The sequence below is a fragment of the Rhizobium sp. WSM4643 genome (assembly GCF_025152745.1).
Classification (GTDB): domain Bacteria; phylum Pseudomonadota; class Alphaproteobacteria; order Rhizobiales; family Rhizobiaceae; genus Rhizobium; species Rhizobium leguminosarum_I.
In genome coordinates this window covers 1482319-1504092 of record NZ_CP104040.1, presented here as the reverse complement: position 1 = coordinate 1504092, position 21774 = coordinate 1482319, and the positions used below count along the sequence as shown (strand labels likewise).

The window sequence follows — 21774 nt, the reverse complement described above, 5'->3', positions numbered from 1 at the left end:
GTTCAAAAATTCGGGCCTCGATCAGAACAGGCCGGGTGTGCCGGTCTGGACGGCCTGGTTGGCCTGCGGCGAGGTCTTCAGGATTTCTTCAGGCGCCATGGTGCTGTCCATGCCGATGACCGAGAAGCTGTCGGCCGGGCCGGTGCCGGGCTTGAAGGCCTCGATGATGGTGTTCGGATCGCCGTCGACGGCCGCCATGCCGGTCTTGCGGTCGATCGGGATCAGATTCATGCCTGATGGAATGACGAATTTCGATTCCGGCATGTCCTTGACGGCCGCCTGCATGAATTCGTTGAAGATCGGCGCAGAGAGAACACCGCCGGTGCCGCCGCGGCCGAGCGGGGCCGGCGTATCGAAGCCCATATAGAGGCCGGCGACCAGATCCGGCGTGAAGCCGACGAACCAGGCATCTTTCTCGTCGTTGGTGGTGCCGGTCTTTCCGGCGACATCGCGACCCCCGAGATCGACCTTGCCGGCGGCGGTGCCGCGCTGGATGACACCCTGCATCATCGAGGTGATCTGGTAGGCGGTCATCGGGTCGAGCACGGTTTCGCGGTTGTCGACGATATTCGGCTCTTCCTGGTTCTGCCAGTCGCCGGCATTGCAGCCCTCGCAGAGACGCTCCTCATGCCTAAAGATGGTCTTGCCGTAGCGGTCCTGGATGCGGTCGATCAATGTCGGCTTGATCTGCTTGCCGCCATTGGCAATAACCGAATAGGCCGAGACCATCCGCAGCACGGTCGTGTCGCCGGCGCCGAGCGACATGGAGAGAACCGGCAGCATGTGATCGTAAATGCCGAAGCGCTCGGCATATTCGGCGACGATGTTCATGCCGAGATCGTTGGCAAGGCGCACCGTCATCAGGTTGCGCGAATGCTCGATGCCCGAGCGCAGCGTCGACGGGCCGCTGACTTCGCCGCCGTAGTTTTCCGGCCTCCAGACCTGGCCGCCCGAGACGATTTCGATCGGAGCGTCCATGATAACCGAGGCCGGGGTATAGCCATTGTCCATCGCCGCCGCATAGACGAAGGGCTTGAAGGAGGAGCCCGGCTGGCGCATCGCCTGAGTGGCGCGGTTGAATTCGGACTGGCCGTAGGAGAAGCCGCCGACCATGGCGAGCACGCGGCCCGTCTTCGGGTCCATCGCGACGAGACCACCCTGCACCTTCGGGGGCTGCTGCAGGCGATAGGAGGTCGAGGTGTTATCGCCGAGCTTCTCGACATAAACGACGTCACCGGGCGCTACTGCGCCGACCGGCGATTTCGTGGACTTGCGGGCGCCGTCGGCCGAACGGAAGGCCCATTGCATATTCTTGGCGTCGATCGTGCCGCGTTGACGGTCGGCCGCAACCTTGCCGCTTCCATCCTTGGCCGGCTGCAGGCCGATGTCGACGGTCGAGTCGGAAACTGCGAGTACGACGGCAAGCCGCCATTCCGGTACGTCGGACAGTGCGGGGATATCGGCAAGCGCCTTACCCCAATCGCCGCTTGCATCGATCTGCTTGATCGGGCCGTGGAAACCGCGGCGCTCGTCATAGGTAACCAGACCGTCCTGCAGCGCCTTGCGGGCAGCGAGCTGCATCTGCGGATCGAGCGACGTCCGTACCGAAAGGCCGCCCTCATAGAGGACTTTTTCCCCGTACTGGTCGATCAACTGGCGGCGCACGGCTTCGGCGAAATAATCCGAAGCAAAGAGCGAGGGGCCGGTGGTGCGGGCGGTGACGCCAAGCGGCTGTTTCTTGGCTTCCTCGCCGTCAGGCTGGCTGACATAGCCGTTCTCGACCATCCGGTCGATCACCCAGTTGCGGCGCTCGAGCGCAGCTTCCGGATGGCGGAAAGGATGATAATTGGCAGGTCCCTTCGGCAGCGATGCCAGATAGGCGGCTTCGGCGACGGTCAGTTCGGTGACGGATTTGTTGAAATAGGTGAGTGCCGCGCCAGCGATGCCGTAGGAATTCAGACCGAAGAAAATCTCGTTCAGGTAGAGTTCGAGGATCTTGTCCTTGCTGTAGGCCTGCTCGATGCGAAAGGAGAGGATTGCTTCCTTGATCTTGCGGTCGATCGTCTGGTCCGAACTCAAAAGGAAGTTTTTGGCCACCTGCTGGGTGATCGTCGAGGCACCGACCGGGCGGCGGCCGGAACCGAAATTCTGCAGGTTGACGAGGATTGCACGGCCAAGGCCGGTGAGATCAACGCCCGGATGATTGTAGAAATTCTTGTCTTCGGCCGACAGGAAAGCGGCCTTCACGCGGTCGGGAATGGCCTGGATCGGCAGGAAGAGACGCTTTTCCTTGGCGTATTCGGCCATAAGCGCGCCATTGCCGGCATGGACGCGGGTCGTCACCGGCGGCGCGTAGCTGTTCAGAACGGCATAATCCGGGAGATCCTTCGCGACATTGGCGAGATAGATGGCAACACCCGCCGCCGCGACCAGAAACAGGACGCAGGCCATTCCGAAGAAATATCCAAAAAGTCTAACCATATTTCAGCTACCGGTCTCTTCGATCTTCAATCGGCGCAGCCGCAACGATTGCACAGATCAAGGCAATTTGCACGTTGCGCGGCTTACTCTATGAGCGCTACCGCCACAAGCCGATTTCGCGCCTCAGGCTGCGAAACATAAGCCGGAGTAACGGCGCGAATGTGAGCAAAATAGGGCTGTCTGCGCCGCATTCACCGCTGCGGCCGCGTTTCATTAGGACTGTCACATCCAAGCAACGCCGTCCCAACTGCCGATCTGGGTATCCTGCTCAGAATTTGATTCATGCGGCGGACTTAAATCTTTGTTTTTATGAATCTTTGTTTTTATGCGGGCCGCCGTGCCGCAACCGCTACAGATTTTTGGGCGGCGGCTGTCAGCCGCCATTCGCCATGACGGCGGCTCGGTATCGCTTCACTGCGTCGGTCAAGAGACCGGCGATCTTGCCGCGCCAGGCCTCGTCGAGCAGCAGTTTCTCGTCTTCGGCATTCGAGAGGAACCCGATCTCGAGAAGGATCGACGGCACGTCGGGGGCCTGCAGCACGCGGAAGCCGGCATGACGGTGCGGATTGTTGATGGTGCCGACCTGATCCTTGAAGGAACTCAGCACACTCTCGGCCAGCGAGATCGAGAACGCCTGCGTCTCGCGCCGTGTCAGATCGAGCAGGATGTCGGCGACCTCGGGCGGCTCGGCAACCGTCTCCTTGCCGGCGATCTGATCCGAGAGGTTTTCACGTTCGGCAAGATCGGCGGCGAGCTTGTCGGATGCCTTGTCGGAGATCGTGTAGACGGTGGCGCCGCGGATATCCTTCTGCTTCAGCGTGTCGGCATGCAGCGAAATGAAGAGGCCGGCATGGTTCTGGCGGGCGATCAGCACGCGCTGCGAAAGCGACAGGAACTCGTCATCCTCGCGCGTCAGGAAAGCCTTGATGCCCGGCTCCTTGTTCAGCCGGTCGGTCAAAGCCTTGGCGAAAGCAAGCGTCACCTGCTTTTCCTCGGTCTTGGTATCGACGCCGATGGCGCCGGTATCGATGCCGCCGTGGCCGGCGTCGACGGCGATGACAAAATCGCCGGGGGCAGCTTTTTCCGGTGCCGGAATGGCGCTCGTCGTCTGCGCCGCCTCAGTCGGATCGCTCCAGGATTGCGTCTTTACCAGTTCGGCAAAGGCCTTCTTGTCGATCATCTCCGCATCGAGCACGAGGCGATGGCCGTTGCCCGTCTCATCGACTTGCACCTTGGCAAGCGCCAGCTTCACCGGCCCTACGGTCGTCAGCACGATGCGGGCGCTCTCTTCGTCCATCTTGCCGTAGCGGATATCCTTGAACAGACCGCGGGCGGCAAGATCCTTCGCCGGAAAACCGAAGGCGGTCGCCGGCAGGTCGACGACGATGCGTTCCGGATTGGCGATATAGTGGACCGAGAAACGCGGCTCGCGATCGAAATCGATGACGATGCGGGTCCTTGCGTCGTCGCCGACGATGCGCGCGCCGTAGGCAAGCAGCGGATCCCTGGCCTCGACGGAGTTCGCAGCGACCGGCAGGAGACTGGCGGCCAAAAGCGCCGCCAGAACCCGCCTTGCGATTATCGATCGCCGCGCTGCGGATTTCGCCGCGATCCGAGCCCTCTTAAACAATAAACCGCCACACCCTATTTATATTGCGATGGACCCGACGCCGCAGCAGTGAACGTCGGCGTGACGAAACACCCGCTGCAGCCTGCCGAATCGCGATCACTTTATCCCCAGCTTCTATGCGTTGCGAAATCCATCAATATTATGGCACATTTGGCTTTTCCCTTGCTATTGTGACACAGAAAACATACAACGAATTTCAGGGTAAAGTGTTGACGGGATAGAGTCGCCGCAAAGGCTGCCAGCCAGATCAGGACCTGGCGCCACACCGGTCATCGTCCGCCGTCTCATGCGCTTAATCCCTAGAACTGGATCCTGATTTTCCGGCTTATTGTCGGAATTCATTGGTGGATCAGCCACCACGCTCTCAGGGAGCAAACTCATCGGACCCGAACGGGTCTTCACATTTGTCGATCACGCTTGGTTGTTGATGGTTTCGCAGCAGGTTTTATCTGAAGTGTACAGGCCCCGGACCGAAATGGTTCCGGCTGCGGTCTGGCTGCTGCCCTCCCCCTCGCATCAGGCGCGACTTTCATTATCCGGCGCGGCCACTGCGGACCGCATTCTTTCTGTCTCAACAGCAGTCGGGAATGCGCTCTCGCGGCCACGCCGAGGAGCACAGCTTACATGGCAGACAAAATGCTTATCGATGCGTCTCACGAGGAAGAGACGCGCGTCGTTGTCGTTCGCGGGAACCGCATAGAAGAATTTGACTTCGAGTCCCAGCACAAGAAGCAGATCCGCGGCAACATCTATCTTGCAAAGGTAACGAGGGTCGAGCCCTCGCTGCAAGCCGCCTTCGTCGATTACGGCGGCAACCGGCACGGCTTCCTGGCCTTCGCCGAAATCCATCCCGATTATTATCAGATACCGCTTGCCGACCGTCAGGCGCTGCTTCGGGCCGAAGCCGAAGAGCATCGCCGCGACGAAGACGTCGAGCATGTCGAAACCGCGCCGATGGTCGATCTTTCCAAGCAGGATCAGCCGGATGTCGGCATCGTTCCGGCAGAGGCGCCGGAAACCGATGCCGCAACGGAAGAGACGGCAGTGGTAGAGACCGCGGCGTCGCCCGCGGCCGCCGAGGAAGCGCCTGCGAAGAAAGCAAGGCCGCGCCGCAGCCGCAAGAAGGTCGTAGAACCGGCCGCCGAAACGACCGAGACCGAAGACGCTGTTCCCACAGACGTTGAAGCCGAAGGCGCTTCAACCGTCGACAATGAGGATGACGGCTCGACCGGCGGCGCAATGGCCGCGATGGTAGAAACCGACTCGATCTCCGAAGACGTCGATACCAGCAAGCGTCGCAACGACGATGACGACGATGATGACGATCACGGCGAAGAGGAAATCATCGAATCCGTCGGCGCCGAAGACGCGATGGAAGAAGTGCCGGACCGCGTGCAGCGCAAGCCGCGCAAGCAGTACCGCATCCAGGAAGTCATCAAGCGCCGCCAGATCCTGCTCGTGCAGGTCGCCAAGGAAGAGCGCGGCAACAAGGGCGCAGCCCTTACCACCTATCTCTCGCTCGCCGGACGCTATTCCGTCCTGATGCCGAACACGGCGCGCGGCGGCGGCATTTCCCGCAAGATCACCAATCCCGCCGATCGCAAGCGCCTGAAGGAAATCGCGCGCCTGCTCGAGGTGCCGCAGGGCATGGGCGTCATCCTTCGCACCGCCGGTGCCAATCGCACCAAGGTCGAAGTCAAGCGTGACTTCGAATATCTGATGCGCCTGTGGGAGAATGTGCGCACCCTGACGCTGGCATCCACGGCACCCTGCCTCGTCTATGAGGAAGGCTCGCTGATCAAGCGCTCGATCCGCGACCTCTACAACAAGGATATCAGCGAAGTCATCGTTTCAGGTGAAGAAGGCTATCGTGAAGCGAAAGACTTCATGAAGATGCTGATGCCGAGCCATGCCAAGGTGGTTCAGCCGTACCGCGACATCCATCCGATCTTTTCGCGTTCCGGCATCGAGGCTCAGCTCGACCGCATGCTGCAGCCGCAGGTGACGCTGAAGTCCGGAGGCTACCTGATCATGAACCAGACCGAAGCGCTGGTTTCGATCGACGTCAACTCCGGCCGCTCGACCCGCGAACATTCGATCGAAGACACCGCGCTGCAGACGAATCTCGAGGCTGCAGACGAAGTCGCCCGCCAGCTTCGCCTTCGCGACCTTGCCGGCCTGATCGTCATCGACTTCATCGACATGGAAGAGAAGCGCAACAACCGCGCCGTCGAGAAGAAGCTGAAGGAATGCCTGAAGAACGACCGCGCCCGCATCCAGGTCGGCCGGATCTCGCATTTCGGCCTGCTCGAAATGTCGCGACAGCGTATCCGCGCGTCGGTTCTCGAATCGACCACGCAGGTCTGCTCGCATTGCGGCGGCACCGGCCATGTGCGCTCGCAGTCCTCCGTCGCCCTGCATGTCCTGCGCGGCATCGAGGAATATCTGCTGAAGAACACCACGCACAACATCACTGTGCGCACCACGCCTGACATCGCGCTCTACCTGCTCAACCACAAGCGCCAGACGATCATCGATTACGAAAGCCGTTTCGGCGTCGCTATCGTCATCGATGCAGACGGTTCGGTCGGCGCACAGCATTTCGCGATCGATCGCGGCGATCCGGTGGAAAACCCGGTCAAGATCGAAACGCTCTTCAACTTCGCAGCCATTCCCGAGGATGACGACGACGATATCGTCATCGAAGTGGATGAGGAGGAAGACGAGGAACTCGAGGAAAAGCCGGCCGTTGCCGAACGGCCCGTCGCAGCACGCTCGGAAGGCGAAGCTGACGGCAACCGCAAGCGCAAGCGCCGCAGGCGCCGCCGTGGCCGCAACGGCACTGCCGAGCAGCCGGCATCGGCAGCAGGCGAAGCCGGTGACGAGGATGAGGACAGTGACGACGAGGGCAGCGAAGGTGATGAAAACGCCGAAGCTACGCCTGAGACACGGGCTGAAAGCGAGGAATCGCAGCGCCGCAAGCGGCGCCGTCGCGGCAAGCGTGGCGGCCGCCGCAATCGCGCCGAAGATGGTTCCGAACTGACGGCCGGCGAAGCCGGTGAAGCCGGTGAAGACAATGGCGGCGACGAGGACGAAGGCGACGACGTTTCGAACGAGGGGGCTCCGAGCGAAGCCGTGGCGGTCGAGGCGATTGCCGAACAGGCCGACGAAGGCCAGCCCGCAATGGCAGCCATCGAGAGCGCACCTATCATAACCGAAGAGGTGAAGCCCGCCCGCAGTCGCGGCCGCCGCAAACCGGCCGCATCGCCGGTCGAGGAACCGATTGCAGAGACGGTACCTGCGGTCGAGGCCGAACCGGAATTGGTGGAAGCCTCCGCCGATCTCGCACCGCCAGTCCAGGAAGAGGCAAAGCCGCTTCGCGCCAACCGTGAATCCAACATCTCCTCCTCCGAGCCGACGGTGAAATCCACCCGCGTCGAGAATGGCGAAGGCGATGACGGCAAGCCGAAGAAAGCCGGCTGGTGGCAGCGCCGTGGCTTCTTCTGAACGCTGATTTTCGGACGTAAACACTGAAATCCGGCCGTGGCGACGCGGCCGGATTTTTGTTTATGCCGATGGAGATCGTTGCCAAACTTGAACCGTCGTGAGGTGGATGTGTATCTCTGATGATAATCACAAATTGGGCGCGATCATGCGGACGATATCGATATCGATGACGTCTTGCTCGACGCGGCAATGACCACCGCGCGATTGGCGACGAAAAAAGACACTGTTCGAGCAGGCTTTGCGAAATCTTGTCGAGAAATACCGGCGGAAAAATGCGATCGCGCGCGGATAGGCTGGGAAGGCGACCTCAACGAGAGGCGTCACGACCGGTCTGAAGATACAAAGTGATCGTCGTCGACAGTTCAGCGTCTCGGTGCTCGGGATCGCCTGACCCCGCTTATGATCAGGCGGCCGGGGGATAGAGCAGGTCGACGATGTAGCTGGCGTCGAAGCGGGAATCGAGCATGCCGTAGGTGGAGCGCCAGCCGCCGGCAAGACGCGTCTCGATGAAGGCATCGGCAATGCGCCCTGCCCCAAGGCGATAGAGTTCGGCGGCACCGGCGGCGAGCGCCAGCTGTTCGACGAGCAGGCGCGCGGCGCCCTCATCCTGTTCGCACAGCGCGATTGCGGCGCGCAGCACGTCGATCGTCTTCTTGCCGGCAGGGCCGAGATCGCGGGCAAGGCCGGCGAAGACCGTTTCGAACAGATCCTTGCCGCGGTTGAGCACGCGCAGCACGTCGAGCGCCATGACGTTGCCGGAGCCTTCCCAGATGGCGTTGACAGGAGCCTCGCGGTAATGGCGGGCGATCGGGCGTTCTTCGATGTAGCCATTGCCGCCGATACATTCCATCGCCTCGTAGATCAGCGCGGGCGCGATCTTGCAGCACCAGTATTTGGCGACCGGCGTCATGACGCGGGCATAGGCCGCTTGCTCGGCGTTGCCGCGCGCCTTGTCGAAGGCGTCGGCCAGACGGAAGGACAGCGCCGTCGCGGCGGCGACGTCGAGCGCCATGTCGGCGAGCACGCGCGTCATGATCGGCTGGTTGACGAGCATCTTGCCGAAGACGCTGCGGCCGCGGGTGTGGTGCACGGCTTCGGCGAGCGAGGCGCGCATCATGCCTGAGGAGGCCAGCGCGCAGTCGAGCCGGGTCAGCGTCACCATGTCGAGGATCGTGCGGATGCCGGCATCCGGACCACCGAGCAGGAAACCAAACGTATCGGTGAACTCGACCTCGGCCGAGGCGTTGGAGCGGTTGCCGACCTTGTCCTTCAGCCGCTGGAACTGCAGCCCGTTGGCGGAACCATCCTCCAGAAGGCGCGGCACGAGAAAGCAGCCCATCCCCTCTTTCGTCTGCGCCAGCATGATGAAGGCATCGCTCATCGGCGCGGACATGAACCACTTGTGCCCGGACAGCCGGTAGATGCCCTCGCTGACCTTTTCGGCAGCGCTCCTGTTGGCGCGCACATCCGTGCCGCCCTGCTTTTCCGTCATGCCCATGCCGATGGTCACGGCCGATTTCTGCATGGCCGGCTTGTTCGACGAATCATATTTGCGCGAGAGAATTTTCGGCGCCCAGTCCTTCTGGACCGCGGGCGAGGCCGAGAGCGCCGCGACGGAGGCGCTCGTCATCGTCAACGGGCAGAGATGGCCGGACTCCAACTGCGACGTCAGGTAAAACCGCGCGGCGCGAACTCTATGGGCCTCGTCCTTGGCCTCGGTATCGGCCTGGGGGTCCCAGACGGAGGAATGCAGGCCGACCGACATGGAGCGGCGCATCAATGCATGCCAGGCGGGGTGAAACTCGACGACGTCGAGGCGCTCACCGCGTGGACCATGAGTGCGCAGCTGCGGCACCCCCTGGTTTGCCATGCGCGCCATCTCCTGCGCCTCCGGCGAGGTGACGTAGCGGCCCATATTTTCCAGGTCTTCGCGGATGCCGCGCGGCAGAGCCGCCGTCAGATCGACGATCAGCGGATCGGATCGATAGGCGTTGATGCCGGACCACAGGCTCGGCTGGTTGAGTTCTGCGAGTTTGTCGTCAATCCGGTTGGCGGAGGTCATAATTCGCTTCTAGTGTAAGAACCCGGCAAAGGGAAACCGGAAGTTATGATTCGGTTCATTCTGCTCTATCGGAATTCGGGCAAAAATGCATGGGGACATAAGCCTTTGCCCACAGCGCATGCTTGCCCCGGCGGGCCGCACTCTTTATAGACCGCCAGAGACAGCAAGAGGCAGGGTCATGGTCTTTTTCCCCCACCGCCACCTCATCGGCATCAAGGGCCTCACCGAGCAGGATATCACCTATCTTCTCGACAAGGCGGACGAGGCCGTCAAGATCAGCCGCCAGAGAGAAAAGAAGACGTCGACGCTGCGCGGATTGACGCAGATCAACCTCTTCTTCGAGGCATCGACCCGCACGCAGGCCTCCTTCGAGCTTGCCGGCAAGCGGCTCGGTGCCGACGTCATGAACATGTCGGTTGGCAATTCCTCGGTGAAGAAAGGCGAAACGCTGATTGACACGGCGATGACGCTGAATGCGATGCGCCCCGACGTGCTGGTAATCCGCCATTCGAGCGCCGGTGCGGCCGCCCTTCTCGCCCAGAAGGTCTCCTGCTCTGTCGTCAATGCCGGTGATGGGCAGCATGAACATCCGACCCAGGCGCTGCTCGACGCGCTGACGATCCGCCGCGCCAAGGGCAAGCTTTCGCGCATCATCGTGGCGATCTGCGGCGACGTGCTGCATTCGCGGGTGGCGCGCTCCAATATCCTGCTGCTCAACGCGATGGGCGCCCGCGTGCGTGTCGTCGCGCCGGCGACCCTCCTGCCCGCCGGCATCGCCGAGATGGGCGTCGAGGTCTTCCATTCGATGCAGGAAGGGCTGAAGGACGCCGACGTCGTGATGATGCTGCGGCTGCAGCGCGAGCGCATGTCCGGCGCCTTCGTGCCTTCGGTGCGCGAATACTTTCATTTTTACGGTCTTGACGCCGAAACGCTGAAAGCGGCGAAGGACGATGCCCTGGTCATGCATCCCGGCCCGATGAACCGCGGCGTCGAGATTGCCTCGGAAGTGGCTGACGGGCCGCAGAGCGTGATCGCCGAACAGGTGGAAATGGGAGTCGCGGTGCGCATGGCTGTGATGGAGACGCTGCTCGTCTCGCAGAACCAGGGTCCCCGAAGCGATGGAATGATGGCATGAGCAACCCGATCGTCCTCAAGAACGTCCGCATCATCGACCCGTCGCGCAATCTCGACGAGGTGGGGACGATCATCGCCGAAAACGGCGTGATCATCGCCGCCGGCCAAAAAGCGCAGAACCAGGGCGCGCCTGATGGCGCCGTCATCCGCGACTGCACGGGCCTTGTCGCGACGCCCGGGCTCGTCGATGCGCGCGTCCATGTCGGCGAACCCGGCGGCGAACACCGTGAGACGATCGCCTCGGCGAGCCGGGCGGCGGCGGCCGGCGGCGTCACCTCAATCATCATGATGCCGGACACTAATCCTGTTATCGACGACATCGCGCTCGTCGAATTCGTCAAGAAGACGGCGCGGGACACGGCCGCCGTCAACGTCTATCCGGCAGCCGCCATCACCAAGGGCCTTGCCGGCGAGGAGATGACGGAAATCGGGCTGTTGATGCAGGCAGGCGCCGTCGCCTTCACCGATGCCCATTCCAGCGTCCACGACACGCAGGTGCTGCGCCGGATCATGACCTATGCGCGTGAATTCGGGGCCGTCGTCTGCTGCGAAACGCGCGACAAATATCTCGGCGCCAACGGCGTCATGCATGAGGGGCTTTTCGCCAGCTGGCTCGGGCTTTCCGGCATTCCAAAGGAAGCCGAGCTCATCCCGCTCGAGCGAGATCTCAGGATCGCGCAGCTGACGCGCGGCCGTTATCATGCCGCGATGATCTCGGTGCCGGAATCGGTCGAGGCGATCGAACGCGCCCGCAGCCGCGGCGCCAAGGTCACCTGCGGCATCTCGATCAACAATCTGGCGCTCAACGAAAACGACATCGGCGAATACCGCACCTTTTTCAAGCTGTATCCCCCGCTGCGCCCGGAAGATGACAGGGTGGCCATGGCCGACGCCCTTGCCAGCGGCGCGATCGATATCATCGTTTCCTCACACGACCCGCAGGATGTCGATACGAAGCGCCTGCCCTTCAGCGAGGCGGAGGATGGCGCGATCGGCCTCGAAACCCTGCTGGCGGCAGCCCTCAGGCTTCACCATGGCGGCCAGGTGAGCCTGATGCGCCTGATCGATGCCATGTCCACCCGCCCCGCGCAAATCTTCGGCCTCGCGGCCGGCACGTTGAAGCCGGGCGCTGCGGCCGACATCGCACTGATCGATCTCGATGAGCCTTGGCTTGTCGCCAAAGACATGCTTCTCTCCCGCTCGAAGAATACGCCGTTCGAGGATGCGCGCTTCAGCGGGCGGGCGGTCGCGACATACGTCTCGGGAAAGCTTGTCCACGCAATTTAGGATCGACCTCACCGTCCATCCCGCAGCGGGAGAAGGCTGACTCGAGGATAGGCCACGGAGGGGCTGAGGGGACATATGTTATCCAATCTCATGTCATGGCAGATCACGCTGCCGATCGCGCTTGCTGCCGCCGTTATCGGTTATCTCTTCGGCTCGATCCCGTTCGGCCTGATCCTGACGCGTGCCGCCGGCCTCGGCGACGTGCGCAGCATTGGCTCCGGCAATATCGGCGCGACCAATGTACTCAGAACAGGAAACCGATCGCTCGCCGCGGCGACGCTGCTGCTCGATGCGCTGAAGGCGTCGGCGGCGGCCTGGATCGTCGGCTATTTCCTTGGTGAGGAGGCCGCGATCATCGCCGGCTTCTTCGCCTTCATCGGCCATCTCTTCCCGGTCTGGATCGGCTTCAAGGGTGGCAAGGGTGTCGCCACCTACATCGGCACCCTGCTCGGCGTCGCGCCGATCATGGTCGTGCTCTTCGCCGCCGTCTGGCTGGCGGTCGCCTTCACCACCCGCTACTCCTCGCTATCGGCGCTTGTCGCCATGCTTGTCATTCCGGTTGCGCTGTGGATACTGGGTAACGAAAAGGTTGCGGCTGTCATGGCGATCATGACCCTCATCTCCTACTGGAAGCACAAGGCGAATATTTCCCGCCTGATGAGCGGGACGGAAAGCAAGATCGGGGCAAAGGGATAATGGATGCGCTGAGCGCCGGACCAAAAGGCGTCGTGCTGACCGAACGGCAAAGAATTGCCTGGCTGCGCCTTATCCGTTCCGACAATATCGGCCCTGCCACCTTTCGCGACCTCATCAATCATTTCGGCTCGGCCGAGGCAGCGATTGCCGCACTGCCGGAGCTTTCGGCGCGCGGCGGCGCCACGCGGGCAATCCGCATCGCCAGCGAGGCCGAGGCGCATCGGGAACTGGAGGCGGCGCACCGCTTCGGCGCCCGCTTCGTCGGCATCGGCGAGCCGGATTATCCGCAAGCGCTGAAGCAGATCGACGGGGCGCCGCCGCTTCTCGCCGTCAAGGGCGCGCTTGCCGCTGCCAAACGACCGGCTGTCGGCATCGTCGGCTCGCGCAACGCCTCGATCGCGGGCGCGAAATTCGCGGCGATGGTGGCACGCGACTGCGGCCGGGCTGGATATACCGTGGTCTCCGGCCTGGCGCGCGGCATAGACACCGCTGCCCACCGGGCAAGCCTCGGCACAGGCACGATCGCGGCGCTCGCCGGCGGCCTCGACCAACCCTACCCGCCGGAGAATATCGGCCTGCTCGAAGAGATAACCGGCGGCAACGGCTTGGCGGTAAGCGAGATGCCCTTCGGCTGGGAGCCCCGCGCCCGCGACTTCCCGCGCCGGAACCGGCTGATCGCCGGCATCGGCCTCGGCCTCGTCGTCATCGAAGCGGCGGCGCGTTCGGGCTCGCTGATCACCGCACGGCTGGCTGGCGACTTCGGCCGCCTGGTGTTCGCCGTGCCCGGCTCACCGCTCGATCCGCGCTGCCATGGTACCAACGGCCTGCTGAAGGACGGAGCTTCGATCGTCACCGCACCCGCCGATGTCGTCGAGGCCCTGGCGCCGCTTGCGCAATTCGAGCTGTTCCCGTCATCGATGGCGGAGGAGCCGGCGCCTGACGGCAAAGCAATGTCGGTGCCACCCGGCGATTCCGATCGAAACCGCATTATCGACGCGCTCGGGCCGACGCCGGTCGAGATCGACGACGTCATCCGCCATACCGACCTGTCGGCATCCGCGGTCTATCTCATCCTTCTGGAACTCGATATATCAGGCCGGCTGCACCGGCATCAGGGCGGCCTCGTCTCGCTTTCCGATTGAACCTGGGTACGACATCGAGTGGCGGCTTTTCGAATTGTCGAATGCTGAGTCGAAAACCTTGGGACAGCATATCTGTAATTGTGTTTTCCTGATTGCCTCCTTTTGCTTGCAACAGACACAAGAGGTAAAATTGTAGCAAACCCCTTGACCGCGGCGATTTCCCTGTCCATGTCGGAGGGCCGATATCCATGTTGCGGTGTGTGTCGCGCTGGCTTCAACGCTGGCGTCGTTTCCTTTTAAGAGAATCATCATGAATGTTGTAGTGGTGGAATCGCCTGCCAAGGCCAAGACGATCAATAAGTATCTGGGTCCCGGATACAAAGTGCTCGCCTCCTTCGGCCATGTGCGCGATCTGCCTGCCAAGGACGGCTCAGTGCTTCCTGATCAGGATTTCGAAATGCTTTGGGAGGTCGATAGCGCCTCCGCCAAGCGGATGAAGGACATCGCCGACGCGGTGAAGTCCGCCGATGGCCTGTTTCTCGCGACCGACCCGGATCGCGAAGGCGAAGCGATTTCCTGGCACGTTCTCGACATGCTGAACAAGAAGCGGGTGCTGACCGGCAAGCCGGTCAAGCGCGTCGTCTTCAATGCGATCACCAAGAAAGCGGTGCTCGACGCGATGGCCGATCCGCGCGACATCGACGTGCCGCTGGTCGATGCCTATCTCGCGCGCCGCGCGCTCGACTATCTCGTCGGCTTCAATCTCTCGCCGGTGCTGTGGCGCAAGCTGCCCGGCGCGCGTTCGGCCGGCCGCGTTCAGTCAGTGGCGCTTCGCCTGGTCTGCGACCGCGAATCCGAGATCGAGCGCTTCATTTCGGAAGAGTACTGGAACATCTCGGCGCTGCTGAAGACGCCGCGCGGCGACGAGTTCGAGGCAAGACTGGTTTCGGCGAGCGGCAAACGGCTGCAGCCGCGCGCAATCGGCAACGGCGAAGATGCCGGCCGGCTGAAGGCATTGCTCGAAGGTGCGAGCTATGTGGTCGACACGGTCGAGGCGAAACCGGTCAAGCGCAACCCGGGACCGCCGTTTACGACCTCGACGCTGCAGCAGGCCGCCTCCTCCAATCTCGGCTTCTCCGCTTCGCGCACCATGCAGATCGCGCAAAGGCTCTATGAGGGCGTCGATATCGGCGGCGAGACGGTTGGTCTCATCACCTATATGCGAACCGACGGCGTGCAGATGGCGCCCGAGGCGATCGATGCTGCGCGTAGCGCCATCGTCGACCAGTTCGGCGAGCGCTACATGCCGGAAAAGCCGCGCCTCTACTCGACCAAGGCGAAGAACGCCCAGGAGGCGCACGAGGCGATCCGGCCGACCGATTTCTATCGTTCGCCCGACCGCGTACGCAAATTCCTCGATGCCGACCAGATCCGGCTCTACGAGCTGATCTGGAAGCGCGGCATCGCCAGCCAGATGGCATCGGCCGAGATCGAGCGCACGACGGCTGAAATCACCGCCGACAACAAGGGCGAGAAGGCGGGGCTTCGCGCCGTCGGTTCGGTCATCCGCTTCGACGGCTTCATCGCCGCCTATACCGACCAGAAAGAGGATGGCGAACAGAGCGATGACGGCGAGGAGGATGGCCGCCTGCCGGAGATCAATGCGCGCGAGGCGCTCGCCAGGCAGAAGATCAATTCGACGCAGCATTTCACCGAACCGCCGCCGCGCTATTCGGAAGCCTCGCTGATCAAGAAGATGGAAGAGCTCGGCATCGGCCGCCCCTCCACCTATGCCGCGACGCTCGCGACGCTGCGCGACCGCGACTATGTAACGATCGACAAACGCAAGCTGATCCCGCAGGCCAAGGGCCGGCTGGTGACGGCTTTCCTCGAGAGCTTCTTCACCAAATACGTCGAATACGACTTCACCGCCGATCTCGAAGAGAAGCTTGACCGGATTTCCGCCGGCGAGTTGAACTGGAAGCAGGTGCTGCGCGATTTCTGGAAGGATTTCTTCGCCCAGATCGAGGACACCAAAGAACTGCGTGTCACCAATGTGCTCGATTCGCTGAACGAGGCGCTGGCACCGCTCGTCTTCCCGAAACGGGAGGACGGTAGCGATCCGCGCATCTGTCAAGTCTGCGGCACCGGCAACCTGTCGCTGAAGCTCGGCAAATACGGTGCCTTCGTCGGCTGCTCGAACTATCCGGACTGCAACTACACCCGCCAACTCTCCTCCGAAAACGGCGGAGAAGCGGACGGTGCTGCGCTCAACGAGCCGAAGAACCTCGGCACCGATCCGACGACCGGCGAGGAGCTGACGCTGCGTTCCGGCCGCTTCGGCCCCTATATCCAGCGCGGCGACGGCAAGGAAGCCAAACGCGCTTCGCTGCCGAAGGGCTGGAAGCCTGAGGACATCGATTATGAAAAAGCGATGGCGCTGATCTCGCTGCCGCGCGATATCGGCAAACATCCTGAATCGGGCAAGATGATCTCGTCGGGCATCGGCCGCTACGGACCGTTCCTCCTGCATGACGGTTCCTATGCCAATCTGGAAACCGTCGAAGACGTGTTTTCGGTCGGTCTCAACCGTGCCGTGACTGTTATCGCCGAAAAGGCGAACCAGGCCCCGGGCCGAGGTTCGCGCGGGACACCGGCAGCGCTGAAGACGCTCGGCGATCATCCTGGTGGCGGCGCCATCACCGTTCGCGACGGTAAGTACGGCCCCTATGTCAACTGGGGCAAGGTCAACGCCACGCTGCCGAAGGGCAAGGATCCGCAGGCGATCACCGTCGAAGAGGCGCTTGCGCTGATCGCCGAGAAGGCCGGCAAGGCCCCTGCGGGCAAGGCGGCCAAGGCGAAAGCCAAGCCAAAGGCCGCAGCCGCCGAAGCCAAGAGCACCAAGACGGCCGCCAAACCGAAGATAACGAAGGCGAAAGCGCCCGCGAAATCGAAAAAGGGCTGACGTGAGCAGAATACCGCGCGAGAGAACGAACCCTGCGGGCAAGCGCCCGGGCAAGACCGGCCGCGCCGGCAAGGATGCTCCCGCCGTCGAGCCGCTGAACATCGTCCACGGCGCGCTGCCTTCGCGCGAGGTGATCCTGCGCTTCATCGCCGATCATCCGCAGAAAGCGTCCAAGCGTGAACTCGCCAAGGCGTTCGGCCTGAAAGGCGATAGCCGCGTCGAGCTCAAGCAGATGCTGCAGGAGCTCGAGCAGGAAGGCATGCTGCAGAAGAACCGCAAGTCGCTGATCCGGCCCGGTGCGCTGCCGCCCGTCACCGTTCTCGACATCACGACGCGCGACAAGGACGGCGATCTGATCGGCCGGCCGGCAGAGTGGCCGGAGGACCAGGGCGTGGCACCCGCCGTCGCCATCCGCCAGCAATCGCCGGCAGGCCGCCAGGGCAAGGGTAAGGCGCCGGTCGCAGGCCTCGGCGATCGCATCCTGGCGAAGATCTTCCCGGCTGTCGATCGCGGTGGGCCGGCCTATACGGCACGGATCATCAAGGTGATCGACAGGCGCCGCGGCGCCTCGATGGGCGTTTTCCGCACTGCGCCGGGCGGCGGCGGGCGGCTGCTGCCGATCGAACGGCGCGGCGAGGAGATGGTGATCGATCCCGATTTCACCGGCGGCGCCACGGACGGCGATCTGGTCGAAGTCGAAATCGCCCGTCTCGGCCGTTTCGGCCTGCCGCGCGCCAAGGTGCTTTCCATCGTCGGTTCCGTCGGTTCGGAAAAGGCGATCTCGATGATCGCCATCCATGCGCACGGCATCCCGCATGTCTTCCCGCCTGCCGTCATCGCCGAGGCGGAGGCCGCAAAGCCCGCCACCATGTCGCATCGCGAGGACTGGCGCGACGTGCCGCTGATCACCATCGACCCGGCCGATGCCAAGGACCATGACGACGCGGTTTATGCCGAACTCGATCCCTCGCCCGACAATCCCGGCGGCGTCATCGTCACCGTCGCGATTGCCGACGTCTCCTGGTATGTCCGCCCGAATTCGCCGCTCGACCGCGAGGCGCTGAAGCGCGGCAACTCTGTCTATTTCCCCGATCGTGTCGTGCCGATGCTGCCCGAGCGCATCTCCAACGATCTCTGCTCGCTGAAAGAGGGCGTCGACCGCCCGGCGCTCGCCGTGCGCATGAGCTTTTCCGGCGAAGGCCGCAAGATCGGCCACATCTTTCATCGCATCATGATGAAGAGCGCGGCCAAGCTGTCCTACCAGCAGGCGCAGGCGGCGATCGACGGCAAACCGGACGATCAGACCGGACCGATGCTCGAGCCGATCCTGAAGCCGCTCTGGCACGCCTATGAGGTGATGAAGCGCGGACGCGACCGGCGCCAGCCGCTGGAACTCGACATGCCGGAGCGCAAGATCCTGCTGAAGCCCGACGGCACGGTCGACCGGGTCGTCGTGCCGCCACGGCTCGACGCGCATAAGCTGATCGAAGAGATGATGATCCAGGCGAACGTTTGCGCGGCCGAGACCCTGGAAAAGAAACGCCAACCGCTGATCTACCGCATTCATGACGGCCCGACGCTTGCCAAGCAGGAGATCCTGCGGGAGTTTCTGGCCACGCTGGGAATCTCGCTTGCCAAGGGCGGCAACATGCGCGCCAACAACTTCAACGGCATCCTGGCGAAGGCGGATGGCACGCCGCATCAGACCATGGTGAGCGAGATGGTGCTGCGTTCGCAGAGCCAGGCGATCTACGGTCCGGAGAATATTGGCCATTTCGGCCTCAACCTGATGAAATACGCCCACTTCACCTCGCCGATCCGCCGTTATGCCGACCTCATCGTGCATCGCGCCCTCGTCGGCTCGCTCGGCTTCGGCGAAGGCGGCATCACGCCCGACGAAGAGGCGGCGCTCGACGATATCGCCGCCGAAATCTCGACCTTCGAGCGCCGAGCCATGGCAGCCGAGCGCGAGACGGTCGATCGGCTGATCGCCCATCACCTCAGCGGCCGGGTCGGCGAGGAATTTGCCGGACGGGTCTCGGGCGTGACAAAATCGGGGCTTTTTGTCGCCCTGCCGGACTATGGTGCCGACGGTTTCGTCCCCATATCTACGCTCGGCACCGATTACTTCATTTACGACGAGGCACATCAAGCGCTCTCGGGTGAACGAACGGGGCTCGGCTATCGCTTGGGCGACAGCGTCACTGTGAAACTTGCCGAAGCGATCCCGCTTGCCGGCGCGCTGCGCTTCGAAATGGTCAGCGAGGGCCGCGAGATGCCGGCGGCAGTGCGCTCCTTCCACAAGGCAGGTCGCCGCGACAGGGGCCAGGTCCGCAAGAAGCCTGGAACAAGGCCGCCACGCGGACGGCACTAGATCCGAAGAGGAACATGCGATGAGCACACCGACCGATCCGGCCCTCCGCTACGGGGACACGCCCGAGGTCGAGCGCCCAGTTGGGCGCTCCATCATGCGCGGGCTGATGAATCGTTGCCCGGCCTGCGGCAGCGGCAAACTCTTTCGCGCCTTCCTGAAGTCGGTTGATCATTGCGCGGCCTGCGGCGAGGCGATGCATCACCAGCGCGCGGACGACCTGCCGCCCTATATCGTCATCCTCGTCCTCGGACACGTCGTGGTCGGCGGCTATATGCTGACCGACATGACCTTCGTGCTACCGGTCTGGGTCCATCTTGCCATCTGGGCGCCGATCACCGTCATCACCGCGCTCGCCTCGATCCAGCCGATCAAGGGCGGGGTCATCGGCCTGCAATGGGCGCTGCGCATGCACGGCTTCGGTGGCGAGAGTGATGGCCCGGACGATTATGACATTCCCGAACGGCCTGATTGAGCGCCTTCACCTTCCAGACATATTTAACGTGTAGTGCCAGCCCTCCACCGACCCACCGGGGTAGCCGGCGATCCTCAACGACTTGACATGGTAAGCTTTTCTTGTCTGAACAGGCTTTACATTCCGCAGGTGGTCACTCACATCGGAAATACTGCGAAACGCTGTCCGTCACCTGGATTTGGCACGCCTGTGTCTTTCTATGCGAGGTGACCGGCCGATTCGCTCGCACAGCTTTCTAAGGATGCATAAATGTCTCAGCCGAGAAACGGCACACCGGGCGATGTCGAAGAAATCCATTGGCCTTCTCTGGTGGCAGCCATCTCGTCCATATCAGCCGTCGGCATAGCAATCGGCCTCGGTCTGCCCCTCCTCAGCATCATCCTCGAAAAACGCGGCATCTCATCCACCCTGATCGGGCTCAACACGGCGATGGCTGGCGTCGCGGCGATGGCCGCCGCACCGATCACCACCAAGCTTGCCCATAAATACGGCGTGGCGCCGACAATGCTCTGGGCCGTGCTGATTTCGGCGCTGAGCGCGCTCGGTTTCTATTACGCCCAAGATTTCTGGATGTGGTTTCCGCTGCGTTTCGCCTTCCATGGCGCGACGACGACGCTCTTCATCCTCTCCGAATTCTGGATCAACGCCGCTTCGCCGCCGTCCAAACGCGGTTTCGTGCTCGGCATCTATGCGACGGTGCTTTCCCTTGGCTTCGCGGCCGGACCATTGCTCTTTTCCATCCTCGGCAGCGAGGGCATCTTTCCCTTCCTGATCGGCGCCGCCGCCATCCTGCTGGCGGCCATCCCGATCTTCATCGCCCGCGACGAGAGCCCGGTGCTCGAGGAAAAACCGGAGCTGCATTTCATGCGCTACGTCTTCCTGGTGCCGACGGCGACGGCGGCGGTCTTCATTTTCGGCGCGGTCGAAGCGGGCGGGCTGTCGCTTTTCCCGATCTTTGCCGTGCGCGCCCATTTCACCGAATCGCAGGCCGCACTGCTGCTCACCATGATGGGCGTCGGCAACGTCATCTTTCAGATCCCGCTCGGCCTGCTTTCCGACCGCATCGCCGATAAGCGGCCGCTTCTGGCCGGCATGGCGCTGATGGGCTTCATCGGCTCGATGATGTTGCCGCTACTGCTCGACAATTGGCTGCTGATGGCCGGGCTCCTGCTTTTCTGGGGCGGCTGCGTCTCAGGCCTCTATACGGTCGGCCTCAGCCATCTCGGCTCGCGGTTGACGGGTTCCGATCTTGCGGCGGCCAATGCTGCCTTCGTCTTCTGTTATGCGATGGGAACCGTAGCCGGGCCGCAGGCGATCGGCGCGGCGATCGATGTCGCTGGAAATAACGGTTTTGCCTGGGCGATTGCCGCTTTCTTCGGTCTCTACGCCCTACTTTCCGGCATCAGACTGATGTTCATTCGAAAACGGACTTGACTTTTCAGGCGGGATTCGTAGTTTCGCGCCAGAATTTGCCGTGGAGCCCTCCGGCTTCCACGGCTTTCATTTTCTTAAAGGCAGGACGACCATGGCCAAGGCTACAACAATCAAGATCAAGCTGCTGTCGACAGCCGACACCGGTTTCTTCTACGTCACGACGAAAAACAGCCGTACGATGACGGACAAGATGACGAAGACGAAGTACGACCCGGTTGCAAAGAAGCATGTCGAGTTCAAGGAAACCAAGATCAAGTAATCACTTGACGGATTTCAAAAAAGCGCGCGCCTTCGGTGCGCGTTTTTTATTTCCGGTTTGTGGTCTTTGAAAAATGATAGCGCAAACAGACAAAACGCCGCCCTTCCATCTTCGGGAAGTGGCGGCGTTTTCTTGAAAGGGGGTCGGCCAGCATGCAAAACGGCACGAGGAACCGCTATAACTTGCCTACTAGCCGACCGACCCCACGACCCAGGAGATGCGGCGGACCTGAGCATCATGGGGTATCGACAACTCCTCAACGGGAGCGCTTCTCTTATGAGCCGATAATTTGCGCAAAAATGAAAGAAAATCAACAAATTCTTAATGATGAATTTTCTTATCTTGATTCTATGGTTAAAAGTCCAGATTTGGGACATACAAAGATTGATCG

General features: G+C 62.2%; 14 protein-coding genes. 11 read left to right on the top strand and 3 right to left on the bottom strand.

Going from position 1 to position 21774, the window contains the following annotated elements:
* Positions 1-21: 21 nt before the first annotated feature.
* Both N1937_RS07600 and N1937_RS07595 read right to left on the bottom strand, forming a co-directional pair.
* Positions 22-2481, bottom strand: coding sequence for a penicillin-binding protein 1A (locus N1937_RS07600; protein ID WP_017963888.1), 2460 nt, complete (start codon positions 2479-2481; stop codon positions 22-24).
* Between the two features lie 373 nt (positions 2482-2854).
* Positions 2855-4111 (bottom strand): N-acetylmuramoyl-L-alanine amidase, encoded by a 1257-nt coding sequence (locus N1937_RS07595; protein WP_260058133.1) that lies wholly within the window; start codon positions 4109-4111, stop codon positions 2855-2857.
* Between the two features lie 624 nt (positions 4112-4735).
* Here N1937_RS07595 and N1937_RS07590 point away from each other — a divergent pair.
* The gene (locus tag N1937_RS07590) at positions 4736-7618 is read left to right on the top strand and encodes a ribonuclease E/G (RefSeq protein ID WP_260058132.1); all 2883 of its coding nucleotides are present in this window, start codon (positions 4736-4738) and stop codon (positions 7616-7618) included.
* A gap of 189 nt (positions 7619-7807) precedes the next feature.
* Entirely contained in the window at positions 7808-7966 is a 159-nt protein-coding gene (locus N1937_RS31540) for a type II toxin-antitoxin system VapB family antitoxin (protein ID WP_441005670.1), read from the top strand.
* 55 nt (positions 7967-8021) lie between these two features.
* Here N1937_RS31540 and N1937_RS07585 read toward each other — a convergent pair whose 3' ends face one another.
* The gene (locus N1937_RS07585) at positions 8022-9680 is read right to left on the bottom strand and encodes an acyl-CoA dehydrogenase family protein (RefSeq protein ID WP_017963885.1); all 1659 of its coding nucleotides are present in this window, start codon (positions 9678-9680) and stop codon (positions 8022-8024) included.
* Positions 9681-9858: 178 nt separating this feature from the next.
* Here N1937_RS07585 and N1937_RS07580 point away from each other — a divergent pair, with 178 nt between their 5' ends.
* From N1937_RS07580 to rpmG, 9 genes are all read left to right on the top strand, one after another.
* Positions 9859-10815, top strand: coding sequence for an aspartate carbamoyltransferase catalytic subunit (locus N1937_RS07580; protein WP_017963884.1), 957 nt, complete (start codon positions 9859-9861; stop codon positions 10813-10815).
* The gene (locus tag N1937_RS07575) at positions 10812-12101 is read left to right on the top strand and encodes a dihydroorotase (RefSeq protein ID WP_260058130.1); all 1290 of its coding nucleotides are present in this window, start codon (positions 10812-10814) and stop codon (positions 12099-12101) included. The genes N1937_RS07580 and N1937_RS07575 overlap by 4 nt, the downstream gene beginning before the upstream one ends.
* A 75-nt stretch (positions 12102-12176) precedes the next feature.
* Positions 12177-12797, top strand: coding sequence for a glycerol-3-phosphate 1-O-acyltransferase PlsY (plsY, locus tag N1937_RS07570; RefSeq protein ID WP_017963882.1), 621 nt, complete (start codon positions 12177-12179; stop codon positions 12795-12797).
* Positions 12797-13939, top strand: a complete 1143-nt coding sequence (gene dprA / locus N1937_RS07565) for a DNA-processing protein DprA (RefSeq protein WP_260058129.1) — start codon at positions 12797-12799, stop codon at positions 13937-13939. The genes plsY and dprA overlap by 1 nt, the downstream gene beginning before the upstream one ends.
* A gap of 250 nt (positions 13940-14189) precedes the next feature.
* Positions 14190-16844 carry a type I DNA topoisomerase gene (gene topA / locus N1937_RS07560; protein WP_260058128.1) on the top strand — a complete coding sequence of 885 codons (2655 nt, stop codon included), beginning with the start codon at positions 14190-14192 and terminating at the stop codon, positions 16842-16844.
* Between the two features lies 1 nt (position 16845).
* A complete protein-coding gene (gene rnr, locus N1937_RS07555) occupies positions 16846-19218 on the top strand; it encodes a ribonuclease R (RefSeq protein ID WP_170256824.1) in 2373 nt (790 codons plus the stop codon).
* Between the two features lie 19 nt (positions 19219-19237).
* Positions 19238-19690 (top strand): DUF983 domain-containing protein, encoded by a 453-nt coding sequence (locus N1937_RS07550; protein ID WP_260058125.1) that lies wholly within the window; start codon positions 19238-19240, stop codon positions 19688-19690.
* A 249-nt stretch (positions 19691-19939) separates the two neighbouring features.
* On the top strand, positions 19940-21124 hold the full coding sequence (locus N1937_RS07545; RefSeq protein ID WP_017963877.1) for an MFS transporter: 1185 nt from the start codon (positions 19940-19942) through the stop codon (positions 21122-21124).
* A 91-nt stretch (positions 21125-21215) separates the two neighbouring features.
* Positions 21216-21383: a 50S ribosomal protein L33 gene (gene rpmG / locus N1937_RS07540; protein WP_003547442.1), complete on the top strand. Its 168-nt coding sequence runs from the start codon at positions 21216-21218 to the stop codon at positions 21381-21383.
* The last annotated feature ends 391 nt before the right edge of the window (positions 21384-21774 follow it).